The 20,349-nt window shown below is 68.3% G+C and carries 18 protein-coding genes; 5 read left to right on the forward strand and 13 right to left on the reverse strand.

Features of this window, described 5'->3' with window-relative positions:
• Positions 1-100: 100 nt before the first annotated feature.
• Complete coding sequence (locus BLS74_RS17635) at positions 101-742, forward strand: glutathione S-transferase family protein (RefSeq protein ID WP_093108432.1); 642 nt, start codon at positions 101-103, stop codon at positions 740-742.
• A complete protein-coding gene (locus tag BLS74_RS17640; RefSeq protein WP_093108433.1) occupies positions 739-1,701 on the forward strand; it encodes a pyridoxamine 5'-phosphate oxidase family protein in 963 nt (320 codons plus the stop codon). Before BLS74_RS17635 ends, BLS74_RS17640 begins: the two co-directional genes overlap by 4 nt.
• A gap of 6 nt (positions 1,702-1,707) precedes the next feature.
• On the opposite strand, the gene BLS74_RS17645 is transcribed toward BLS74_RS17640, so the two are convergent.
• The gene (locus BLS74_RS17645) at positions 1,708-2,862 is read right to left on the reverse strand and encodes a cytochrome P450 (RefSeq protein WP_093108434.1); all 1,155 of its coding nucleotides are present in this window, start codon (positions 2,860-2,862) and stop codon (positions 1,708-1,710) included.
• A 51-nt stretch (positions 2,863-2,913) separates the two neighbouring features.
• Between BLS74_RS17645 and BLS74_RS17650 the strand changes: the two genes are divergently transcribed.
• Positions 2,914-3,606, forward strand: coding sequence for an ArsR/SmtB family transcription factor (locus tag BLS74_RS17650; RefSeq protein ID WP_093108435.1), 693 nt, complete (start codon positions 2,914-2,916; stop codon positions 3,604-3,606).
• Between the two features lie 9 nt (positions 3,607-3,615).
• Here the strand turns inward: BLS74_RS17650 and BLS74_RS17655 are convergent, their stop codons facing one another.
• The 8 genes from BLS74_RS17655 to BLS74_RS17690 form a co-directional block, all read right to left on the reverse strand.
• Positions 3,616-4,629: a Bug family tripartite tricarboxylate transporter substrate binding protein gene (locus BLS74_RS17655; RefSeq protein ID WP_093108436.1), complete on the reverse strand. Its 1,014-nt coding sequence runs from the start codon at positions 4,627-4,629 to the stop codon at positions 3,616-3,618.
• 138 nt (positions 4,630-4,767) lie between these two features.
• Positions 4,768-6,285 carry an AMP nucleosidase gene (locus BLS74_RS17660; RefSeq protein ID WP_093108437.1) on the reverse strand — a complete coding sequence of 506 codons (1,518 nt, stop codon included), beginning with the start codon at positions 6,283-6,285 and terminating at the stop codon, positions 4,768-4,770.
• 40 nt (positions 6,286-6,325) lie between these two features.
• Complete coding sequence (gene gorA / locus BLS74_RS17665) at positions 6,326-7,681, reverse strand: glutathione-disulfide reductase (protein ID WP_093108438.1); 1,356 nt, start codon at positions 7,679-7,681, stop codon at positions 6,326-6,328.
• 78 nt (positions 7,682-7,759) lie between these two features.
• Positions 7,760-9,826 (reverse strand): DUF6600 domain-containing protein, encoded by a 2,067-nt coding sequence (locus BLS74_RS17670; RefSeq protein ID WP_093108439.1) that lies wholly within the window; start codon positions 9,824-9,826, stop codon positions 7,760-7,762.
• Positions 9,827-9,952: 126 nt separating this feature from the next.
• Positions 9,953-10,909 carry an extracellular catalytic domain type 1 short-chain-length polyhydroxyalkanoate depolymerase gene (locus BLS74_RS17675; RefSeq protein WP_093108440.1) on the reverse strand — a complete coding sequence of 319 codons (957 nt, stop codon included), beginning with the start codon at positions 10,907-10,909 and terminating at the stop codon, positions 9,953-9,955.
• A gap of 10 nt (positions 10,910-10,919) precedes the next feature.
• Positions 10,920-12,833 (reverse strand): TRAP transporter large permease, encoded by a 1,914-nt coding sequence (locus tag BLS74_RS17680; RefSeq protein WP_093108441.1) that lies wholly within the window; start codon positions 12,831-12,833, stop codon positions 10,920-10,922.
• Positions 12,830-13,489 carry a TRAP transporter small permease subunit gene (locus BLS74_RS17685; RefSeq protein WP_093108442.1) on the reverse strand — a complete coding sequence of 220 codons (660 nt, stop codon included), beginning with the start codon at positions 13,487-13,489 and terminating at the stop codon, positions 12,830-12,832. Before BLS74_RS17685 ends, BLS74_RS17680 begins: the two co-directional genes overlap by 4 nt.
• An 82-nt stretch (positions 13,490-13,571) precedes the next feature.
• Positions 13,572-14,681 carry a TRAP transporter substrate-binding protein gene (locus BLS74_RS17690; RefSeq protein ID WP_093108443.1) on the reverse strand — a complete coding sequence of 370 codons (1,110 nt, stop codon included), beginning with the start codon at positions 14,679-14,681 and terminating at the stop codon, positions 13,572-13,574.
• Between the two features lie 181 nt (positions 14,682-14,862).
• Here BLS74_RS17690 and BLS74_RS17695 point away from each other — a divergent pair, with 181 nt between their 5' ends.
• Entirely contained in the window at positions 14,863-15,327 is a 465-nt protein-coding gene (locus BLS74_RS17695) for a rhodanese-like domain-containing protein (protein WP_139191707.1), read from the forward strand.
• Positions 15,328-15,331: 4 nt separating this feature from the next.
• Here BLS74_RS17695 and lysM read toward each other — a convergent pair whose 3' ends face one another.
• The gene (gene lysM / locus BLS74_RS17700; protein ID WP_093108445.1) at positions 15,332-15,796 is read right to left on the reverse strand and encodes a peptidoglycan-binding protein LysM; all 465 of its coding nucleotides are present in this window, start codon (positions 15,794-15,796) and stop codon (positions 15,332-15,334) included.
• A gap of 121 nt (positions 15,797-15,917) precedes the next feature.
• Here lysM and BLS74_RS17705 point away from each other — a divergent pair, with 121 nt between their 5' ends.
• Positions 15,918-16,691, forward strand: a complete 774-nt coding sequence (locus BLS74_RS17705; protein ID WP_093108502.1) for a type III pantothenate kinase — start codon at positions 15,918-15,920, stop codon at positions 16,689-16,691.
• Here the strand turns inward: BLS74_RS17705 and BLS74_RS17710 are convergent.
• From BLS74_RS17710 to BLS74_RS17720, 3 genes are read right to left on the reverse strand one after another with little or no spacing between them, the layout of a single operon-like run.
• Positions 16,688-17,782, reverse strand: a complete 1,095-nt coding sequence (locus tag BLS74_RS17710) for a M14 family metallopeptidase (protein ID WP_093108446.1) — start codon at positions 17,780-17,782, stop codon at positions 16,688-16,690. The genes BLS74_RS17705 and BLS74_RS17710 overlap by 4 nt on opposite strands.
• A complete protein-coding gene (locus BLS74_RS17715; protein ID WP_093108447.1) occupies positions 17,779-18,993 on the reverse strand; it encodes a M20 aminoacylase family protein in 1,215 nt (404 codons plus the stop codon). The genes BLS74_RS17710 and BLS74_RS17715 overlap by 4 nt, the downstream gene beginning before the upstream one ends.
• Positions 18,994-19,051: 58 nt before the next feature.
• The gene (locus tag BLS74_RS17720) at positions 19,052-20,254 is read right to left on the reverse strand and encodes a glycerophosphodiester phosphodiesterase (RefSeq protein WP_244503911.1); all 1,203 of its coding nucleotides are present in this window, start codon (positions 20,252-20,254) and stop codon (positions 19,052-19,054) included.
• Positions 20,255-20,349 lie beyond the last annotated feature (95 nt).

Consider the following 20,349-nt stretch of genomic DNA (forward strand, 5'->3'; position numbering starts at 1 on the left):
AGACCGGAAATCGCAGCAGTGAAATACAGGAAAGCCTATTACTCCGAAGGACGTATCAAAGAAGAATCGGCTTCATCCACCCACCCGACAGGAGAAAGCCATGCCCACCCGTCCCGCCCGCCCCATCACGGTCTACAGCTCGTCGATCTCCGGCCACTCGCACCGCGTGCGTCTGTTTCTCGGGCTGCTCGGGCTGCCTTTCGAAGTCATCGAGATCGATCTCGCCGCGCGCGCGCAGCGCAGCCCCGAGTTCCTGCGCCGCAACGCCTTCGGCCAGGTGCCGGTGATCGAGGACGGCGAGGTCACGCTGGCCGATTCGAACGCGATCCTGCTCTACCTCAACGAACGCTACGCACCCGATCCATCGCGCTGGCTGCCGCGCGACGCGCTCGGCGCGGCGCGGGTGCAGCGCTGGCTCTCGGTCGCGGCCGGGCCGCTGGCGCAAGGCCCTTCGATGGCGCGCGTGATCGTGTTGTTCGGCCTGGCCACCGACCCGTCCGACGTGATCGCGCGCTCCCACAACCTGCTGAAAGTGATGGAGGCCGAACTCTGCGACCGCCCCTTCCTCGCAGGCGACTCTTCGACGCTCGCCGACATCGCCAACTACAGCTACGTCGCGCATGTGCCCGAAGGTAATGTGTCGCTGGAGCCCTATCCGAAGGTGCGCGAATGGCTGGCACGCATCGAGGCGCTGCCGGGCTTCGTGCCGATGGTGGCATCGCGCATTGGGCTGAGAGCATGAACGCCGCTGCCGCCACTTGGCACGAGGGCGAGCGTGCGCTGCAGTCGCGCGCCGGCATCGGCCAACGCATGGCCGAGATCGGCCCGCGCGTGGTGCGCGATCACATGCCCGACCAGCACCGCAGCTTCTTCGCGCAGCTGCCCTTCCTGATCGCGGGCAGCCTGGATGCCGAAGGCCGTCCCTGGGCCAGCGTGCTGGCGGCGCCGCCGGGCTTCGCGCATGCGCCCGACCCGATGCACTTGCGTATCGATGCGCGGCCGCTGCGGGACGACCCGCTGGGCGCCGCGCTCGCGCCCGGCGCGCCGATCGGCTTGCTCGGCATCGAGCCGCACACGCGCCGGCGCAATCGCATGAACGGCGTGGTCGAGGCGCTCGACGCGCGGGGCTTCTCGGTCGCGGTGGGCCAGAGCTTCGGCAACTGCCCCAAGTACATTCAGGCGCGCGAGCCCTTGTTCGTCGGCGGTGCGCAGGACGCGCATGTCGGGCCCCGCAGCGACCGGCTCGATATGAAGGCGCAGCGCATGGTGCGCGCGGCCGACACCTTCTTCATCGCCACTGCGCATCCTTCGGCCGGCGATGCAGGCTCGCCGGCCCATGGCATCGACGTCTCGCACCGCGGCGGCCGCCCCGGCTTCGTGCAGTTCAGCGGCGAGGACACGCTCACGGTGCCGGACTTCGTCGGGAACACCTTCTTCAACACCCTGGGCAACATCGCGATCAATCCGGTCGCCGGCCTGTTGTTTATCGATTTCGAGACCGGGGATCTGCTGCAGCTCTTCGTCAAGGCCGAGATTGTCTGGGACGGGCCGGAGGTCGCTGTATTCGCCGGCGCAGAGCGCCTGCTGCGCATGCAGGTGGTGGCCGCGCAGCATGCGCCGGCCGCGCTGCCGCTGCGCTTCGGGCCCGCGGCCCTGTCGCCGCATCTGGAGGCGACGGGACGCTGGCCGGCGCCCGCGTGAAGCAGCTCAGTGGAAGACAGGGATGCGGGCGTTGACCGAGGGCCGGTAATCCCAGCCGCGTTCACGCAGCGATGCGGTGTCGGCGCCGCCTGCCAGCAGCGCCTGCACGCCCGCCGCTGCCACGGTGCAGGCCAGGGCCTGGCCGGGGCAGTTGTGGAGGCCATGGCCGAAACCCAGGGTCTGGCGATCGGGGCGCGCCAATTCGAAGGTCGCCGGCGAGGGGTTCAGCGCCGGGTCGCGGTTCGCGGCGCCCAGCACCAAAAGCACTGCATCGCCCGGCGCGAGCGCAGTCCCGGCCACGAGGGTCGTTTCGGCGACGAAGCGGCGCGTGTTCTGCACCGAGGGATCGTGTCGCGCGACTTCCTGCACGAGGGCGTTCAACAGCTCGGGCTGCGATTCGATCGTTCGGCCGAGCCCCGGCTCGCGTGCGAGCGCCACCAGGCTGTTGCCCAGCAGGCCGGCCGTGGCCTCGCAGGTCTGCGACAGCAGGCCGGCCAGGTTGGCCAGCAGGGCACGCGAGTTGTCGTCCGGCGCCTGGGCGCGCACCGCAGCCAACAAGCTGCCGTCGCGCGCGGGCTGCGCGGCGACGAGCTGCTCGAAGCGCGCCATCAGCGCTTGCGCGGCCTCGCTCGCGGCCTGCAGCTGCGCCGCGGTGGACAGCGATGACAGGCAGGAGACGAAGTCGCGCATCCAGTCCGAGATGCGCGGCAACTCCTCGTCGGCGAAGCCCAACAGGTGCGCAACGCCCGCAACCGGCAACGCGAAGCAGGCGTCGGACAGCGACGCGGCGGGCATTCGCGTCGCGACTTCCAGAACGCCCGAGTGCGCCGACTGCAGATCGAGCCCGGCCAGCGCGCGCTGAAGCACCGGCTTGTGCGCGGCATGCGGCGCGCCGTCGTTCATGCGCACGAGACGGCCGAACACTTCGCCGGCCGGCGTGCCGGCGATGGCGCGCGGCACCGGCTCGGCCGCGGGCCGCACGCGCAGCGCAGGGTTGGCGAGCAGCTCGCGCACGGTCTCGGCACGGCTCGCGACCCAGAGGCGAAGGCCTTCGTCGTAGATCAGCGCGGGTCCTTGGCGCAGTACGGCGTACCAGGGGTAGGGGTCGGGATGCGTGACGGCCGCGATGGCGTCGGCTGGCGGGGCGATGTCGTGGTTCATGTCCGAAGTGTGATGCTTCCCGCACGCACACACTTCGCTTAGCATCGAAGTATGGATGCATCCACGGCCGACACTCACTTGGCGCGCCTGGCCGGCGCCATCGCCGAACCGGCCCGCGCGCGCATGCTGTGCTGCCTGCTCGACGGCCACGCCCGCACCGCGACCGAGCTGGCGGCCGTGGGCGAGGTCGCGGCCTCGACCGCGAGCGCGCACCTGGCGCGGCTCAAGGAGCAGCGGCTGGTGGAGTCGGTGGCGCAGGGCAAGCACCGCTATTTCCGGCTCGCGGGCAGCGAGGTCGCCGCCGTGCTCGAAGGCCTGCTGGTGGTCGCCGGCGCGCCGCGCAGCGAATTCCAGCCGACCGCACCCAGCCGCCTGCGTGCGGCGCGCACCTGCTATGACCACATGGCCGGCACGGCCGGCGTCGCGCTGCACGACCGGCTGCATGCGCAGGGCTGGCTGCAGGCCACGGCGGAGGGCGGCGCCTACGAGCTCACGGCCGAAGGCGCGATGGCGCTAGAAAGCTTGGGGCTGGACATCGAGAGCGCGCGCAGTTCGCGCCGGCGTTTTGCCTGCGCCTGCCTCGACTGGAGCGAGCGGCGACCGCACCTGGGCGGCGCTTTGGGCGCGGCCTGGCTGCAACTGTCGCTGCGGCGCGGCTGGGTGCGCCAGGAACTGGACGGCCGGGCCCTCGCGCTCACGCCCAAGGCAAAGCGCGAAATGCCGGAACTCTTCGGCCTGGCCTGAGGGACTTCTTCAGGCTTTGAGCTTGAGGATGTAGGTCAGGACGCCGGCCGTTGCCACGTCCAGTTCGAGGAAGGACTTGAAGTCCTTCCCTTCCATCCAGTAGCTGTCCCAGTTGCTGCGCTTGATGGTTTTTTGCCAGGCGTCCGTGGCCACCGCGCGCCGCACGGCTTCGAGCAGCGCGGCCTGGCGCTGCGGCGGCACCGCGCGACCGGTGAAGACGCCGCGCCAGTTGGCGAGATCCGCGTCCACGCCTTGCTGCCGTACCGAGGGGATGCCCTGGAACGGGCTCTTCGACGACACGCCGATCGCGCGCAGCTTGCCGCTGGCGATGTGCTCGCTGAACTCGCTGTAGCCCGAAATGCCGGCGACGGCCTGGCCGGACTCCACCGCCGACACCACCTGGGCGCCGCCGGGGAAGGGCTGGTAGACGAGTGCCGCGGTGTTGCCGGCCGCGCGTGCCAGCAGGCCGGCGAACATGTGGTCGACCCCGCCGGCGGAGCCACCGGCGATGGCGGCGCTGGTGGGCTCGGCGCGCATCTTCGCGATCAGGTCCTTCGCGGTCTTGATCGGCGAGTCGCTCTTGACCACCACCATCTCGTAGTCGCTGGTCAGCCGCGCCACGGGTGCGATGCGGCTCATGTCGACGGGCGGCTTCTGCAGCGCCACGGCACCGACCATCACCATGCCGCTCATCAGCAGGGTGTCGGGGTCGGCGTCGTACTTCTCGACGTAGCGCGCGAGGCCGATGGTGCCGCCCTTGCCGCCGACGTTCTCGTACTCGATCTGGCCGACCGCGCCAGCGGCGATCAGCGCGGCGCCGAGGGCGCGGCCGGTCTGGTCCCATCCGCCGCCCTCGTTGGCCGGGATGACGATGCGCAGGCGCGGGATTGCTGCGGCGGTCGCTGCTGCTGCTGCTGCTGCGGGCGCGGGCCGCGCCGCCTGGGCCCATGCGGATGCCGGCAGGGCGCCGGCTGCGGTGGCAGCAAGCCACGAGGTGAAGATGCGCCGCGTCGGGTCAACCATGGTGGAGTGGGGACACAAGCTGTGTCATTTTGTTTCTGACAGGCGGAATCCTAGCCCACGATCCGCAGAGTTCGGTGACGACTGTCGCGAGGAAACGCCAGTCTCGCGCCAACAAAATCTCGAAAAGCGGCGCTTCGCCTACTGGAAGGCCACTTCGGCGAAGCTGCGCAGCTTGCGGCTGTGCAGCCGGCTCGAGCCTTCGCTGCGCAGCACGTCGATCGCGGCCATGCCGATGCGCAGGTGCTGCTCCACACGCTCGCGGTAGAACTGGTTGGCCATGCCGGGCAGCTTGATCTCGCCGTGCAGCGGCTTGTCGCTCACGCACAGCAAGGTGCCGTAGGGCACGCGGAAGCGGAAACCGTTGGCCGCGATGGTGGCGCTTTCCATGTCGAGCGCCACCGCCCGGCTCTGGCTGAAGCGCCGCTGCGGCTGGTTGCCGGGCAAAAGCTCCCAGTTGCGGTTGTCGGTGCTGGCTACCGTGCCGGTGCGCATGATCTTCTTGAGCTGCGTGCCCTGCATGCCGGTGACGTCGGCCACCGCCTTCTCGAGCGCGAGCTGGATTTCGGACAGCGCCGGGATCGGCACCCACAGCGGGAGCTCCTCGTCGAGCACGTGGTCCTCGCGCACGTAGGCGTGGGCCAGCACGTAGTCGCCGAGCTGCTGCCCCTGGCGCAGGCCGGCGCAGTGGCCGAGCATCATCCACGCGTGCGGGCGCAGCACCGCCACGTGGTCGGTGATGGTCTTGGCATTGGCCGGGCCGACGCCGATGTTGACCATCGTGATCCCGCTGTAGTCCTCGCGCACCAGGTGGTAGGCCGGCATCTGCGGCAGGCGCCCCGGCGGCGTGCCTTGCGTACCGTCGAGCAGCACACCGAAGGTGCCGCTCGAACCCGCCGCGAGCCCGCGCCGGCGCGTGATCACATTGCCGGGCTCGATGAAGGCAATGTATTCGCTCTGCTCGTCGGTCATCGCTTCGTGGCCGAGGCGCACGAACTCGTCGATGTAGAACTGGTAGTTGGTGAAGAGCACGAAGTTCTGGAACCACTCGGGCGCGGTGCCGGTGTAGTGGCGCAGCCGGTGCAGCGAGTAGTCCACGCGCGCCGCGGTGAAGAGCGAGAGCGGCTGCGCCTCGCCGGGCTTGGGCTCGAAGGTGCCGTTGGCGATGCCGTCGTCCATGGCGCCGAGATCGGGCAGGTCGAAGACATCGCGCATCAGGGCGCGGCGCTCGGCGCTCATCGTGCCTTCGATGTGGTCGTTCTCGGCGAAGGAGAAGTGGACCGGGATCGGCTGCGTGCTGGTGCCGATTTCGAGCTCGACCTCGTGGTTCTCGAGCAAGAGCCGGAACTGCTCGCGGTAGTAGCGGTGGAACAGATCGGGCCGCGTCAGCGTGGTTTCATAGCGGCCCGGCCCGGCGACGAAGCCGTAGCTCAGCCAGGCGTTGGCCGCCGGCGTGCGGCGCGAGACCGTGTGCGTATGAACGCGGACGAAGGGGTAGCAGGCGCGCACGCGGCCGGCCAGGCGGTCGCCGGCCACGAAGCGCTGCATCGCGTCGCGCAGGTGCTGCAGGCCGCCGTTGTAGATGAGCCGGACCTGTTCGAGGGCTGCGTCGGGGTCGGTGAAGCGGGCGGGTGCGACGAAGGCGGGCATGTAGGGCATCCGCTCATTGTGCAGCGTGCCGGCGGCGACTTGCGCGGGGCTATCCTGGCATGGGTTCCCGCATCGTGACGAACTCCTCTGCAACGGTCGGGTGGATGCCGATGGTGCTGTCGAACATCGCCTTGGTGGCGCCGGCGCGCATCGCGACCGCGAAGCCCTGCACCACCTCGCCCGCGTCGGGCCCCACCATGTGCAGGCCGACCACGCGGTCGCTGGCGTGCTCGACGATCAGCTTCATGAAGGTGCGCTCGCCGCTCCCCGAGAGCGTGTGGCGCAGGGCCTTGAACTCGCTGCTGAATACGCTGACCTTGCCGAACTTGGCGCGCGCCGCGGCCTCGGTGTAGCCGCAGGTGCCGATGTTCGGATGAGTGAAGACGGCCGTCGGCGTGAATTCGTAGTCGAGCTGCCGCGGTCCCTTGCCGAAGAGCGTGTCCACCACCACCATGGCCTCGGCCAGCGCCACCGGCGTCAGCTGCTGGCGCGTCGACACGTCGCCCACCGCGAGGACCGAGGGCACCGAGCTGCGGTAGTGCGCATCGACCACCACGCCGCCGCGCTCGTCGAGCGCAACGCCCGCGGCTTCGAGGCCCAGGCCCTGCGTGTTGGGCACGCGGCCGGTCGCGTAGAGGATGTTGTCGGCCTCGACGCGCTGGCCGCGCGAGAGCAGCGCGCACAGGCCGCTGTCCGTGCGCGTGATCATGTCGATCTCGCAGTTGAAGCGGATGTCGATGCCGGTGCGCGTCATCTCCTTGGCCAGGAACTGGCGCAGGTCCTCGTCAAAGCCGTTGAGCAGGTGCGCTCCGCGGTACAGCTGCGTGACCTGTGCGCCCAGGCCGTTGAAGATGGAGGCGAACTCACAGGCGATGTAGCCGCCGCCCACCACCAGCAGCCGCTTCGGAAAAGGGTCGAGGTCGAACATCGCGTCGGAGACCACCAAGTGCTCCCGACCCGCCACCTCGGGCACGAAGGGCATGCCGCCGGTGGCGACGAGCACATGACGCGCGGTGTACTTCTTCTCGCCGATCTGCACCGTGTGGGCGTCGGCCAGCTGCGCCCAGCCCTGGATCAGCGTGACGCCGGCGCCTTCGAGCAGGCTGCGGTAGACGCCGTTGAGCCGCGTGATTTCGCGTGCGCGATTGACCTTGAGCCGGTTCCAGTCGAGGCGCGGTTCACCGCCCTGCCAGCCGAAGCCGGCCGCTTCCTCGAAGGATTCGGCGTAGCCGGCCGCATAGCTGTAGAGCTTCTTGGGAATGCAGCCGACGTTAACGCAGGTGCCGCCCAGCTCGGCGCATTCGGCCAGCGCCACGCGAGCGCCGCGCTGGGCCGACATGCGCGCCGCGCGCACGCCGCCGCTGCCGCCGCCGATCACGAAAAGGTCGAAGTCGAATGTGCGCATGGGTGCTCCTTGCGGCCGACTGTAGCCGGCCGAAGGAGCGGCTGCTGCGCGCGGGTTTCGTGATCGGCCGCGGCTCACTCAGGGGCGATCGCCCTGCTGCGCGGAGTCCCGCGACGTCCAGCGCTGCTGCACACGCGGATCGCCGGCGCGCTGCTGCAACTGCTGCTGTTGCAAGGCACGCTGCTGGGCTTCCTGCGCTTGGCGCATCGCGTTGTGTTGCTGGGCCTGCTGCTGCGCCTGCACCTGCTGCTGCGCGCGCAAGGCCTGCTGCTGTTGCAACTGCTGCATCTGCTGGGCCTGTTGCTGCGCCTGCATCTGCTGCTGTGCCCGCAGGGCCTGCTGCTGTTGCAGCTGCTGCATCTGTTGAGCCTGTTGCTGCGCCTGCATTTGCTGCTGTGCCCGCAAGGCCTGCTGCTGTTGCAACTGTTGGGCCTGTTGGGCTTGTGCCTGGGTAGCGGCACGCTGCTGCATCTCCTGCTGCTGGCGTATGGCCTGCAACTGCATCTGCTGTTGTGCCTGTGCCTGTGCCTGTGCCTGTGCCTGTGCCTGCGCGGCGCGCTCCTGTTGCTGCTGGCGCAGCCCGTCGCGTTGCTGCATCTGCTGAAGTTGCTGCGCCTGCTGGAGTTGCTGCGCCTGTTGTGCTTGTTGCAACTGCTGGGCCTGTTGGAAGCGCTGTGCCTGCTGCGACTGAAGTTGCTGCTGCGCCTGCGCCTGTGCTGCGCGCTGCTGGAGCTGTTGCTGCGCTTGCTGTGCCTGCTGCTGTTGCCGTGCCTGCTCGAACTGGAATTGCTGCTGTTGTCGTGCCTGGAAAGCAGGCGGCGGCAGCGAAGCGGCGGGGCGCCCGAAGCCGCCGAAGTGGCGATCGCCGCGCGGCGGGATCGGTGCCGCCGGTGCGACCTGCATCTGCGCGATCCGGTCCTCGGGCATGCGCAGGAAGTCGCGCCGGGCGATGGGGCCGCGGCCGAAGATGTCCACCGGCACCAGCGAGAGCGCACCGGGCGTGTTGCGGTGCAGGTACTCGGCGCGCGCCAGTTGCTGCTGGTAGGCGATCGCGCGATTGACCTCGTCGATGTAGCGCTGGCTGGCGCGGTAGCCCGGCCGCCAGGGCTCGCCCGGCGCGAGCGGGAACCAGCCCACGCCGTTGCGGCCGCCGCCGATGTTGGCACCGCCCACGAAGCCGACCAGCGCCGGCGCATAGATCGGCCGCACATTCGGCCGCCCCGGCACCCAACACCAGCGCGAGCCGATGCGGGCCCAGCGGCCGTAATGGGAAGGCGCAAAGCCCCACGGTTGGGCATCGACCCAGGTCCAGCCCCAGGGCGCCACATTGACCCACTGGCCGTCGCGATAGGGCGCCCAGTCGGCGTCCACATTGCGCGGGTACCAGACGTTGCCGTATTCGGGAACGTTCTGCCAGTCGCCGTAGTTGTCGAGCTGCTGGTAGCCGACCACTTCGCGCGAGACGTAGCGCGCCGAGATCGACTGCTCTTCGATGCGGTCGCGCTCGGCCACCCAGCGCTCGAAGGCGTCGTTGCCGGCGCGCACTGGGCCACCGCTCACCGTCGCCAGATTGCGTCCCGATACCGTGAGCTGCTGGCGCGCGCCGAGCCGCATCGACTCGCCGCCCTCGCCATAGAGCGTGGCGCTGCCGGCGGCAATGGCCACGCGCGTGGTGCCGGCAGCCGGGTCGGCCTCGATGCGATAGTCGCCGGGTGCGTCGATCACCACGGCAAGATTGCCGGTGTCGATCTCGAAACGCTGGCCTGCCAGCTCGTCACGCACGCGCACTTGCAGGCGGCCCTGCTGAGCGGTGATGCGCGCAGTGTCGTCGTCGAGTTCGGACACCGCGATGCTGGTCTGGTCGTCCAGGCGCAGCGTGGCGGAGCCCACGTGCAGCTCGGCGCGGGCGTTGCGGTCGGTCCAGAGGCGGTCGCCGGTGGTGATCGGCCGGTTCGGGACCACGTCGTACCAGCTGTCGTCGCCCGCCGGCGAGAAGCTGATGGTGCCTTGATGGAAATTGAGGCGGGCCACGCGGCCCGGCGGATCCGGCTGGGCAAAGGCTGCAAGCCCGGTGAAGAGCAGCGCCAGACCCAGCAGCCAGCCGGCCGCGCGGCGGCCGGACGTCGAGGTGGTGCGGTGTTTCATGGGTCGTTCCCTTCGTGATGTCCCTATTAACGCGCGAGCGGGCCCGGCGCTGGCATCCGCTTTGCAAAGCTTTGGAAATATCGCGCCCGGTGCGCAACCTGATGTAAGCGCGAGCCGGGTGGCGGGCTAGGGCGTCTGCGGATGCGAGAGAAAGAAGCGAAGCATTTCGTCGCTCGCGTCCGGCCCGGTGGGATCGGTGAACGAACCCTCGGCGCTGCCCCCGGCCCAGGCGTGGCCGGCGCCGTGCAGCAGCCAATGCTCGACCGTGATGCGGCCATGGGTATCGGCATAGGTGCGGCGGGCATAGGCGCGGCCTTGCTTAGACCGGCCTTGCGTCTCGTGCGCTTGCGGCCTGCCGCTGGCCCCGGCGGCGAGCGCGGCCGCCGCCACCTCTTCCCCGTTGCGCGGATGCACCGTCTCGTCGGCGTCGCCGTGGAAGACGATGGTCGGCCGCACCGGGCCCGCCGTCGCGGCCGCCGCGCCGTTCTTCATCGCCGCCATTGCCGACATGAGGTCTTTCGCCGCGCCGATCGGCAGGCCCGAGTGCACGCCGACCGCGGCGAAGAGCTCAGGGTGGGTGCGCGCGAGGATGTGGGCCATCGCGCCGCCGGCCGAAAGGCCCGCCACGTAGACGCGCGCCGGATCGACCGCGTGATCGGCCATCACCGATCGCGTGAGGTCAGCCAGGAGCGCCGGCTCGCCGCGCTCGCGCTGCTGGTGCTGCGGCAGAAACCAGTTCCAGCACCTCGCGGCGTTGTGCTGCTTCGTCTGCGTCGGATAGAGCACCAGGAAACCGCGCTCGGCGGCGAGCCGGTTCATCTGCGTGCCGGCGGCGAAGTCATCCGGATCCTGCGTGCAGCCGTGCAGCATCAGCAGCAGCGGGCGCCGCTGGCCGGTGTTGCGGGCCGGGACGAAGAGCTTGTAGGCGATGCTGCGGTGCTGGTGCGTGAAACTGCCGTCGAGCCACTGGTCGGCCTCGACTTCGCGCGCAGGCACCAGCAGCCCGGCGCGCCGCAGCGCGCGCGGGACGGCGCCGGCCCATTGTGCGAGGCGGCGCTTGAATCCTTCGAACAGGGAAGCCATCAGGCGTCGGCTAACCCCCGTAGAGGTATTGCGGCAGCCACAGCGTCAGGCCCGGCCAGACGTACATGAACACCATGCACAGGATCACGATCAGCATGTACGGCATCATGCCCGCGAAGATCTGGTTGATCGTGACATGCGGCGGAGATACGCCCTTCAGATAGAAGGCCGACATCGCCACCGGCGGCGACAGGAAGGCGGCCTGCAGGTTCACGAAGACCAGCACGCCGAACAGCAGCGGATCGATCTGGAAGTGCGCCAGCAGGGGCAGGAAGATGGGCACGAAGATCACGATGATCTCGGTCCACTCGAGCGGCCAACCCAGGATGAAGATGATCGCCTGCGACAGCAGCAGGAACTGCAGCGGGCTCAGGTTCATCCCGAGCACCCATTCCTCGATGATCCGCTGCCCGCCGAGCAGCGCGAAGACCGCCGAGAACAGCGCCGAGCCGACGAACAGCCAGCAGACCATGGAGGTGGTCTTGAGCGTCAGGAACACCGCCTCCTTGATCTTCTTGAAGTTCAGCGTCCTGGCCTGCCACGCCATCAGGAAGGCGCCTGCTGCGCCTACGGCGGCCGACTCGGTCGCGGTCGTGATGCCGAACAGGATCACGCCCAGCACCACCAGCGTCAGCGTCGCGAGCGGCATGACCGAGGAGGCCAGCATGCGCAGGATCTCGAACTGCTCGGCGTCCATTCGCCAGTAGTACCAGCCCAGAAGCACGAGCGCGAAGGCGCAGGCCACCGCGAAGCCGATGTAGAAGGCCTCCGGCACGGCCGCCGTCTTCGGCGCGTCGACGGCTTCGCCAAGTTGCTGCAGGCCGCCCTCCTGGGTTTGCGGCGCGGCGCTTTCGCTGCCGGGCGGCTCCTCGACGCCGCCGGACGATTCCGGCTCCTGCGCGCCTTCGGTCGTGGGCGGCTCAGCCAGTCCGCCGCCGGACGGCTCGGGCAGCGATGCGCCCGCGCCAGCCTTCGCGGCCTCCGCCGACTGGGTGGCGACGGGCGGGCTGGCCGGGTTGCTGTCCTTCTGCGAATAGATCGTCACGTACCACCACACGGCGCCCAGCATGACCGCGGTCAGCGCCAGCGGCACCAGCGCGGTGAGCAGGTTGCGCAGCAGCAACGCCCAGGTGATCTTCATGCCCTCGACGCTGCCGCGCAGCGCGCGCGCCGGCGCCAGCACGGCTGCGAACAGGGCCGGCAGCATGCGCGGCGAATAGCTGGCCGCGAGGTGGGCGACCCAGGGCGAGACCGGCGCGCGCTGCTGGTCGATCGGCAGCTTGGGCGCGACCTTGGGCTGCAGCATGGCCCAGCCGATCACGTAGATCAGGTACAGAAAGGCCAGGAAGAAGCCCGGGAACATCGCGGCCGCATAGAGCTTGACCACCGACTGCCCGGCGACGGCCGCGTACACGATGATCATCACCGAAGGCGGGATCAGGATGCCCAGCGTGCCGCCAGCCGTGATGACGCCGGCAGCGAGGCGCGTGTCGTAGCCGGCGTTCAGCATCGGCCGCATCGCGATCACGCCCATCAGCACGACCACCGCGCCGACCAGGCCGCTCGCGATGCCCCAGAAGGTGCACACGATCAGCGTCGTGACCGCCAGCGAGCCCGGCACGCGGCGGAAGGCGAGCTGCACGCTGTGGAACATCTTGTCCACCAGCGCGCCGCGCTCCATCACGTAGCCCATCAGCACGAAGAGCGGTATCGACAGCAGGGTTTCGTTGGTCATCGCGCCGAAGGCGCGCTGCACCATGAGGTCGAACACCTTGTTGTCGAGCCAGGGCACGGACGGGTCGTAGAACGCGATGAAGCCGAAGAACATGCCCAGCCCCATCAGCGTGAACGCCGTCGGGAAGCCGAGCATGATCACCACCACGATCAGGCCCAGCATCGTCAGGCCGAGTACCGCCTCGCTCATGACTGGCCTCCGGTGCTGCGCTGCTGGGCCGCGTGTTCGATGTCCTTCGCGCGCTCCATCACCTCGCGCTTGGCCGCCTCGTCGACGTAGCTGCTGCTGGCAAGCTGGTCGCCGACCACGTCCATCTCCTCGGCATCCTTCAGGCGCGGCGTCCACTCGCCGGTCTTGAGGCAGACGACGCAGCGCACCATCTCGGCGAAGCCCTGCAGCAGCAGCACGACGCCGGCGACCGGGATCACGAACTTGAAGGGGTAGACCGGTATCGGGTCGGCATTGAAGGTCTGCTCGCGCATCGCGAGCGATTCATTGAAATAGGTCCAGCCCGACCAGGTGAGCGCCACCACGCCGGGCAGGAAGAACAGCGCGAACAGCGCCAGGTCGAGCGCCGCCTGGGTGCGCGGTTTCATGCTGCCGTAGAAGAAGTCGCCGCGCACATGGCCCGCCTGCGCGAGGGTGTAGGCGCCGCCCATCATGAAGAGCGTGCCGTAGAGCATGTTGTTGGCGTCGAAGATCCACGCCGTCGGCGCGTTGAGCGCATAGCGCTTGAAGACCTCGCCGCACACCAGCAGCATCAGGGCCACGATGAGCCAGGAGAAGGTCTTGCCCACCACCATGCTGAAGCGGTCGACGGTGTGGAGGAATCGTTGAATGGTCATGGAACGCGGAAGATTCACATATCAAAAAAATCAGCCACCCGGACACGCCCGGATGGCTGATGGCAGCGGCGGCCCCTGAAGCTCAGGCCTTCTTCTTGCTGAAGTAGTGGTTGTAGGCCATCTTGAAGTCGACGTTGTAGTCGTTTTGCCACTGCAGGGCACGCTCGGCAAAGGTTTTTTGCGACTCGAGCACCTTCTTGAAGAGCGGGTTCTCCTCGGCCTTCCTGGCGATGGTCTTGTCCCAGGCCGCGAGCTGGGCGCGCAGCACGGCGTCGGGCGTCTTGTAGAACTTGATGCCCGCCTTCTTCATGTCCGCGTAGTCCTGCGAATTGCGCTGCACGGCCTTCCAGCTCATGTCGGCGCTGGCCGCCTGCACGGCGTAGTCGATGATCGAGCGGAGCTCCTGCGGCAACGCACCGTACTTCGCCTTGTTGAACAGGATCTCGAACTGCTCGCTCGACTGGTGGAAGCTCTGCAGCATGCAGTTCTTCACCACGTCGGGGAAACCGAGCACGCGGTCGCTGGAGGCGTTGTTGAACTCGGCCGCGTCGATCAGGCCCCGGTCGAGCGCCGGCACGATCTCGCCGCCCGGCAAGGGGTTCACGGCCGTACCCATCTCGGTGAACACGTCGACCGCCAGGCCGACGGTGCGGAACTTGAGGCCCTTCATGTCCTCCACCTTGGCCACCGGCTTCTTGAACCAGCCCAGCGGCTGCGTCGGCATCGGGCCGTACAGGTAGGACACCACCTCCATGTTCAGGCTCTTGTAGATCTCGTCGAGCAGCGCCTTGCCGCCGCCGTAGTTGTGCCAGGCCAGCACCGTGTTGGCGTCCATGCCGAAGCCGGGGCCCGAGCCCCAGAGCGCCAGGGCCGAGTTCTTGCCGTAGTGGTAGGCGACCACGCCATGGCCGCCATCGAGCGTGCCCTTGTTCACTGCCTCCAGCAGCTGGAAGGCCGGCACCACCGCGCCCGAGGGCAGCACCTCGATCTTCAGGCGCCCGCCTGCCATGTCATTGACCTTCTTGGCAAAGTCGTTGGCGTACTCGTGGAAGATGTCCTTCGCAGGCCAGGTGCTCTGGAAGCGGAAGGACGCGGTCTGCGCCATGCTGACCATGGGCGCGGACATGGCGCCGGCCGCCACGGCTGCACCTTTGAGCAGGCTGCGGCGGCGGTTCGGTTTGTTCTCGGTCATTGCGTATTTCTCCGTTGATATGTCTGGAAAACCCCAGACTGCCATCTTTGACACGTGAACATTCGCGACAAAGAGGGTTTTCACGAACTGGTGAAAAATCGTGGGATGCGGAACGGACTTCTGACGCAAAGACCGCCCGCTTCTAAGCAATAACCCTATCGAACTGAAGGATGACAGTGCCATGACCCAGCCGGACCCGAACCCAACCAGCGCAGGCAACGCACCAGCCGGTGAACGAGCGGGCGTGCGGCCGGCCGAGGGCTATGCCGGCGACGTGACGCCCGAACAGGCCTACGCGTGGGTCGCCAGCGGCGAAGCCGTGCTGGTCGACGTGCGCAGCGATGCCGAGCGCGAATGGGTGGGTTTTGTGCCCGGCGGGGTGGGTCTGGCCTGGAAGCAGTGGCCGGGGATGGCGCTCAACGCGGGATTCGACGAGGGTCTCAAGGCCGCCGTGCCGGCGGGCAAGAAGGTTGTGATGCTGTGCCGCAGCGGCGTGCGTTCCATCTCGACCGCGCGGCGCGCCACCGAACTGGGCCTCGAGGCCTACAACATCCTCGAAGGTTTCGAGGGCGACGCCGACGCCGAGGGCCATCGCGGGCGCAAGGGCGGCTGGCGCCTGCGCGGCTTGCCCTGGAAGCAGAACTGACCGTTTACTTGAGGGGAGGGATGCGGAGTTTTTGGCCGGGGTAGATCTTGTCCGGGTGGCTCAGCATCGGCTTGTTGGCTTCGAAGATCGCGTTGTACTTGTTGGCATCGCCGTAGTACTTCTTCGAGATGGCCGACAGCGTGTCGCCCTTGACCACGTCGTGGTACTGCGCCGGATCGGCCGCGGGTGCCACCAGCTTGTTGTCGACCTGGCTCACGTTGGCCACGTTGCCCGCCGCGAGCGATGCTTTTTCGCTGGCCTCCTGCGAGGGTGCGTTGCCCGCGAGCGTGACCACGCCCGAGGCGGCGACGTAAGTCACTTCCAAACCGGTCAGGCCCAGGTTCTGGGTCTCGATGTAGGTCTTGATCGCGGCGGCTGCCTTCTGGTTGGCATCCGGTTCCGCCGCCTGGGCCGAGGAGCCTCCGAACAGTTTTTCCCCCGCCTCTTTGATGAAACTCAGCAAACCCATGGTGTTCTCCTTGCGCCTTGGTTGATCGGAAGGGCACTGTACCGTCGGAAAGTGACCGCGGCGCGTAGGCTGCGACCGCATGTGCAAGCGCCCGTAAGAACAACTAGCAATAATGCCGCGCATGGCATTCCTCGCGATCGACATCGGCAACACCCGCCTCAAGTGGTCCCTCTACGACGCGGCGCGGCCGGGCGCGTCGTTGCTGGCGCACGGTGCCGAGTTTCTCGATCACATCGAGCGGCTGGCCGACGGCCCTTGGGCGGACCTGCCCGCGCCGGCGTCGATGCTCGGTTGCGTGGTGGCTGGCGACACGGTGCGGCGGCGGGCTGAGGAGCAGGTGGTGGAGCGCTTCGATTGCTCCCCGCGCTGGGTGGTTTCGAGCGCCGCCGAAGCCGGCATCGTGAACGGCTATGACCATCCGACGCGCCTGGGCTCCGATCGCTGGGTCGCGATGATCGGCGCGCGCCACCGCATGCTCTCGCAGGGGCCGACGCGTCCGATGGTGGTGGTGATGATCGGCACCGCGGTGACGGTCGAGGGCGTGGATGCGAACGGCAAGTTCCTCGGCGGCTTGATCCTGCCGGGCCACGGCATCATGCTGCGCGCACTCGAATCGGGCACCGCGGGCCTGCACGTGCCGACCGGTGAGGTGCGCGAATTCCCCACCAACACCAGCGATGCGTTGACCAGCGGCGGCACCTATGCGATCGCGGGTGCGGTGGAGCGCATGGTGCAGCACGTGCGCTCGCACTGCGGCGTGGAGCCGGCCTGCTACATGACGGGCGGGGCGGCCTGGAAGATGGCGCCGAGCATGAACGGGGAGTTCGAGCTCGTGGATGGGTTGATCATGGACGGATTGCTGGTGATTGCGCAGGAGCGCCTGTTGGCGTCCTAAGAAGCCAGCCCGTCCACCGCCTGGAACATCGCCTGCCGCGCCTGGCTGATGACCTGCCCTCGCCAGGCATCCGTGTCCGTGTAGAAGGTCTCCAGCATCTGCGATCGGATGGCCGCGGCCAGTTCGGCCGGCGCCTCCGGATGCTTGTGGAGCCAGTGATCGGCCCGCAGGGCCTGCGTCACTTCGAGCATGGACAAGGTGCCGTACTCGAGCGCGATCGACGTGTGCTCGGCCTGCGGGCATTCGTCGTCGAGCGCATAGCACATCAAGCCGGTCAGAAAGGCGGAGGTGGACGAGCCGTCGTACATCGAGGTCACCGGCGCCGCCGCCGTGCCCCACCAGGCATTGGCGCGCGCATAGGCGGCCTTGTCGTCCCTGCCGGCGAAGATGCGCTCGCCGATGCCGCTGGGTCCGAGGCCGGTGTGGAAATCGATCCAGCCGATGCGCCGGGCGCCGGCGGCGTGTGTGCGCAACACCTCGCGCAGGGTCCTGTTGCTCCAGGTCGGCGCGTCGCCGCCGTAGAACAGGCCGTCGGCAAACTGGTACTGCCCGCGCGTCACGGCGGCCTGGTAGAAGCCCAGGCCCTCGCGTTCGATGAGACTGCCGATCTCGGCCTGGTTGGCCGGCGTCGGCGGCCACTCATCGGGCAGGAGCAACGGATGCAAGCGGGCGTACGCCTCGTTGACGGGCCGCGGCTGCGAGAAGTCGAGGAAGTTGCGGTTCAGGTCCACGTTCTCGTGCGTCACGCGCCGGCTGTACGAGAAGCCGTACGGATTGAGCGCATGCACGTACAGCACGCCCACTCCCTGGTCGCGCACCTTCTCGCGCCATTCGGCATCGTGCAGCGCGAAGACCTGCACGCCGCTGCCGCAATGGCCTTCGACGCCGTGGCAGGCACTGCTCACGATCAACAGGTTCTCGGCCTTCGCTTCGCCATCGAGCGCCACATCCATCGCGAGCGCTTCGCCGTCGCGCCCCTTGAGCGGATGGACATGGGAGCGCACGGCCAGCCCGGCGCTCGCGCAACCCTGCAGGAACTTCTGGCGTGCCTGCGCGTAGCGAGGGGAGAAGGCCTCGCCGACGCCGATCATGCGGCCGTCCCTTCAGGCGCCTTCGGCCCCTGGAGGAACTCTTCGGCCAGCCGGACCCAGCAGGTCGCGCCCAGCGGAATCAGATCGTCGTTGAAGTCGTAGCTCGCGTTGTGCAGCATGCAGGGCCCGCCGCCGTGGTGCATGTCGCGGTGGCTGCCGTCGCCGTTGCCGATGAAGGCATAGGCGCCCGGCTTGGCCAGCAGCATGAAGGCGAAGTCTTCGGCCGTCATGGCGGGCTCCTGCACCAGCACGTTGTCCGCGCCGACGATGCCGGCCATCACGCGGCGCGCGAAGTTCGCCTCGTCGGCCGTGTTGATGGTGGGCGGGTAGTTGCGGTGGAAGCGGAACTCGCACTCGGCGTCGTGCGCCGCGCAGACATGCTCGGCGATCTTCTGCATGCGGGCCTCGATCAGGTCGAGCACCTCCAGCGTGAAGGTGCGCACCGTGCCCTTGAGCTCGCAGCTGTCGGGAATCACGTTGTTGGCCTCGCCCGCATGGATCATTGTGACCGAGATCACGCCGGCGTCGGTGGGCTTCTTGTTGCGCGTGATGATGGTCTGGAAGGCCTGCACCATCTCGCAGGCCACCGGCACCGGGTCGATGCCGGTGTGCGGCAGCGCCGCATGGCCGCCCTTGCCGCGGATGGTGATGGTGAACTCGTTGCTCGAGGCCATGGCCGGCCCCGGGCTCACCGCGAACTGGCCGGCCTTCATGCCCGGCCAGTTGTGCATGCCGAACACGGCTTCCATCGGGAACTGCTCGAAGAGACCTTCCTTGACCATCTCGCGCGCGCCGCCGCCGCCTTCTTCGGCGGGCTGGAAGATCAGGTAGACCGTGCCGTCGAAGTTGCGGTGCTTCGCCAGGTGCTGCGCCGCTGCCAGCAGCATCGACGTGTGGCCGTCGTGGCCGCAGGCGTGCATCTTGCCGGGGTGCTTGCTCGCATGCGCGAAGGTGTTGAGCTCGGTGACCGGCAGCGCATCCATGTCGGCGCGCAGGCCGACGGCGCGTGCGCTGGTGCCGTTCTTGACGATGCCGACCACGCCGGTGGTGCCGAGGCCGCGGTGGATCGGGATGCCCCATTCGGTGAGCTTGGCCGCCACCACGTCGGCGGTGCGCACTTCCTGGAAGCAGAGTTCGGGATGGGCATGCAAGTCACGTCGAACCGCGGCGATGCCGGCCGCCTCGGTGACGAGGGAATCGATGAGTTTCATGGGCACGAGTCTAGGCTTTGCGCAAGCGGCTCGCAAAGACCGTGCCCCCTCATCCGACTCAGCGGCCGGTTTCCTTCAGCCAGCTGCGGCGGGCTGCCAGCGCGGTGTCGGTGAAGTCGGTGAAGACGCCGTCGACGCCGAGCCGGTAGTAGGCCAGGTACTCGTTGGCCGCGTCCCCCTTGTAGTCCGCCGCCAGCCGGCGCGACTCGTTGCGGAAGGTGAAGGGGTGCACGAACAAGCCGGCCTTGTGCGCGTCGGCCACCAGGCTGGTCGGCGCGGTGGAGGTGGCGTCGGCATCGTTGACCTTGCCGTCGCGGTTGACGTCGACCGGCTTGCCGTCGGCGCCGACGGTGCCCTTGATGCTCACGATGTAGCGCTTCCACGGGCCGATGCCGTCGGCATAGGTCTTGATCTCGGCCAGGCCCGCGGGCGTGACCATGACGTCGAAGTTGCGCTTGTCGCCGGCCTTGGTCCACTCGTAGGGGCGGTCCACCGGCACCGCATAGGTCATGGCGCCGGTCTTCATGTCGATGCCGTCGCCGTCGATCAGCTGGATCAGCCGGGTCTTCAGGCCCTTGCTCTTCATGTACTTGAGGCTGCCGGGCTCGAAGGACTGCACCAGCACCGGCGCCGTGCGGCTGTTCCAGCCCGCGGCCTCGAGCATGGCGATCAGCTTGTCTTCCATGGGCATGCCCAGGTCGCGGAAGTAGGTCGGGTTCTTGGTCTCGGGATAGATGCCGATGGTGCGGCCGGTCTCGCGCGACTTGGCCTTGGCCAGGTCGATCACTTCCTGGAAGGTCGGCACCTTGTACTGGCCGTTGAACTGCTGCGGCCGCTCGGCATCGGTCGAGATCGCGCCGAGGCGCTTGATCTCGGCCAGCGTGAAGTCGTTGCTGAACCAGCCGGTCTGGGTTTCGCCATCGACCTGGATGGTCTTCTTGCGCGCCGCGAATTCGGGGCGCTTGGCGACGTCGGTGCTGATCGCGAGGTTGGGGTCGTGGCGCGTGATCAGCACGCCGTCCTTGGTCGACACCAGGTCCATCTCGATCATGTCGGCGCCGAGTTCGATCGCGCGCGCGTAGGCTTCCAGCGTTTCCTCCGGCAGCAAGCCCGAGGCGCCGCGGTGCGCCACCACCAGCGGCGGCTGGCCGTCGAGCGTGGGCAGCTTGCCCGATGGGCCGGTGCCCGGCAGGCTGCAGGCGGCCAGGCCGAGGGCGGCGCCGGCGGCCATTGCGGTCGCCGCGATCTTCGATAGCGTCATGAGCTTCTTCTCCATCCGGTTTGAAAAAGGCGCAGCCTACTCCCATGCGGTGACAGTTTCCCGGCGGCAGCGGCGGGCTGGCCGGACTTCCGGGA

Origin of the sequence: Variovorax sp. CF079, from assembly GCF_900101545.1 — a bacterium.
Taxonomy (GTDB): Bacteria; Pseudomonadota; Gammaproteobacteria; order Burkholderiales; family Burkholderiaceae_C; genus Variovorax.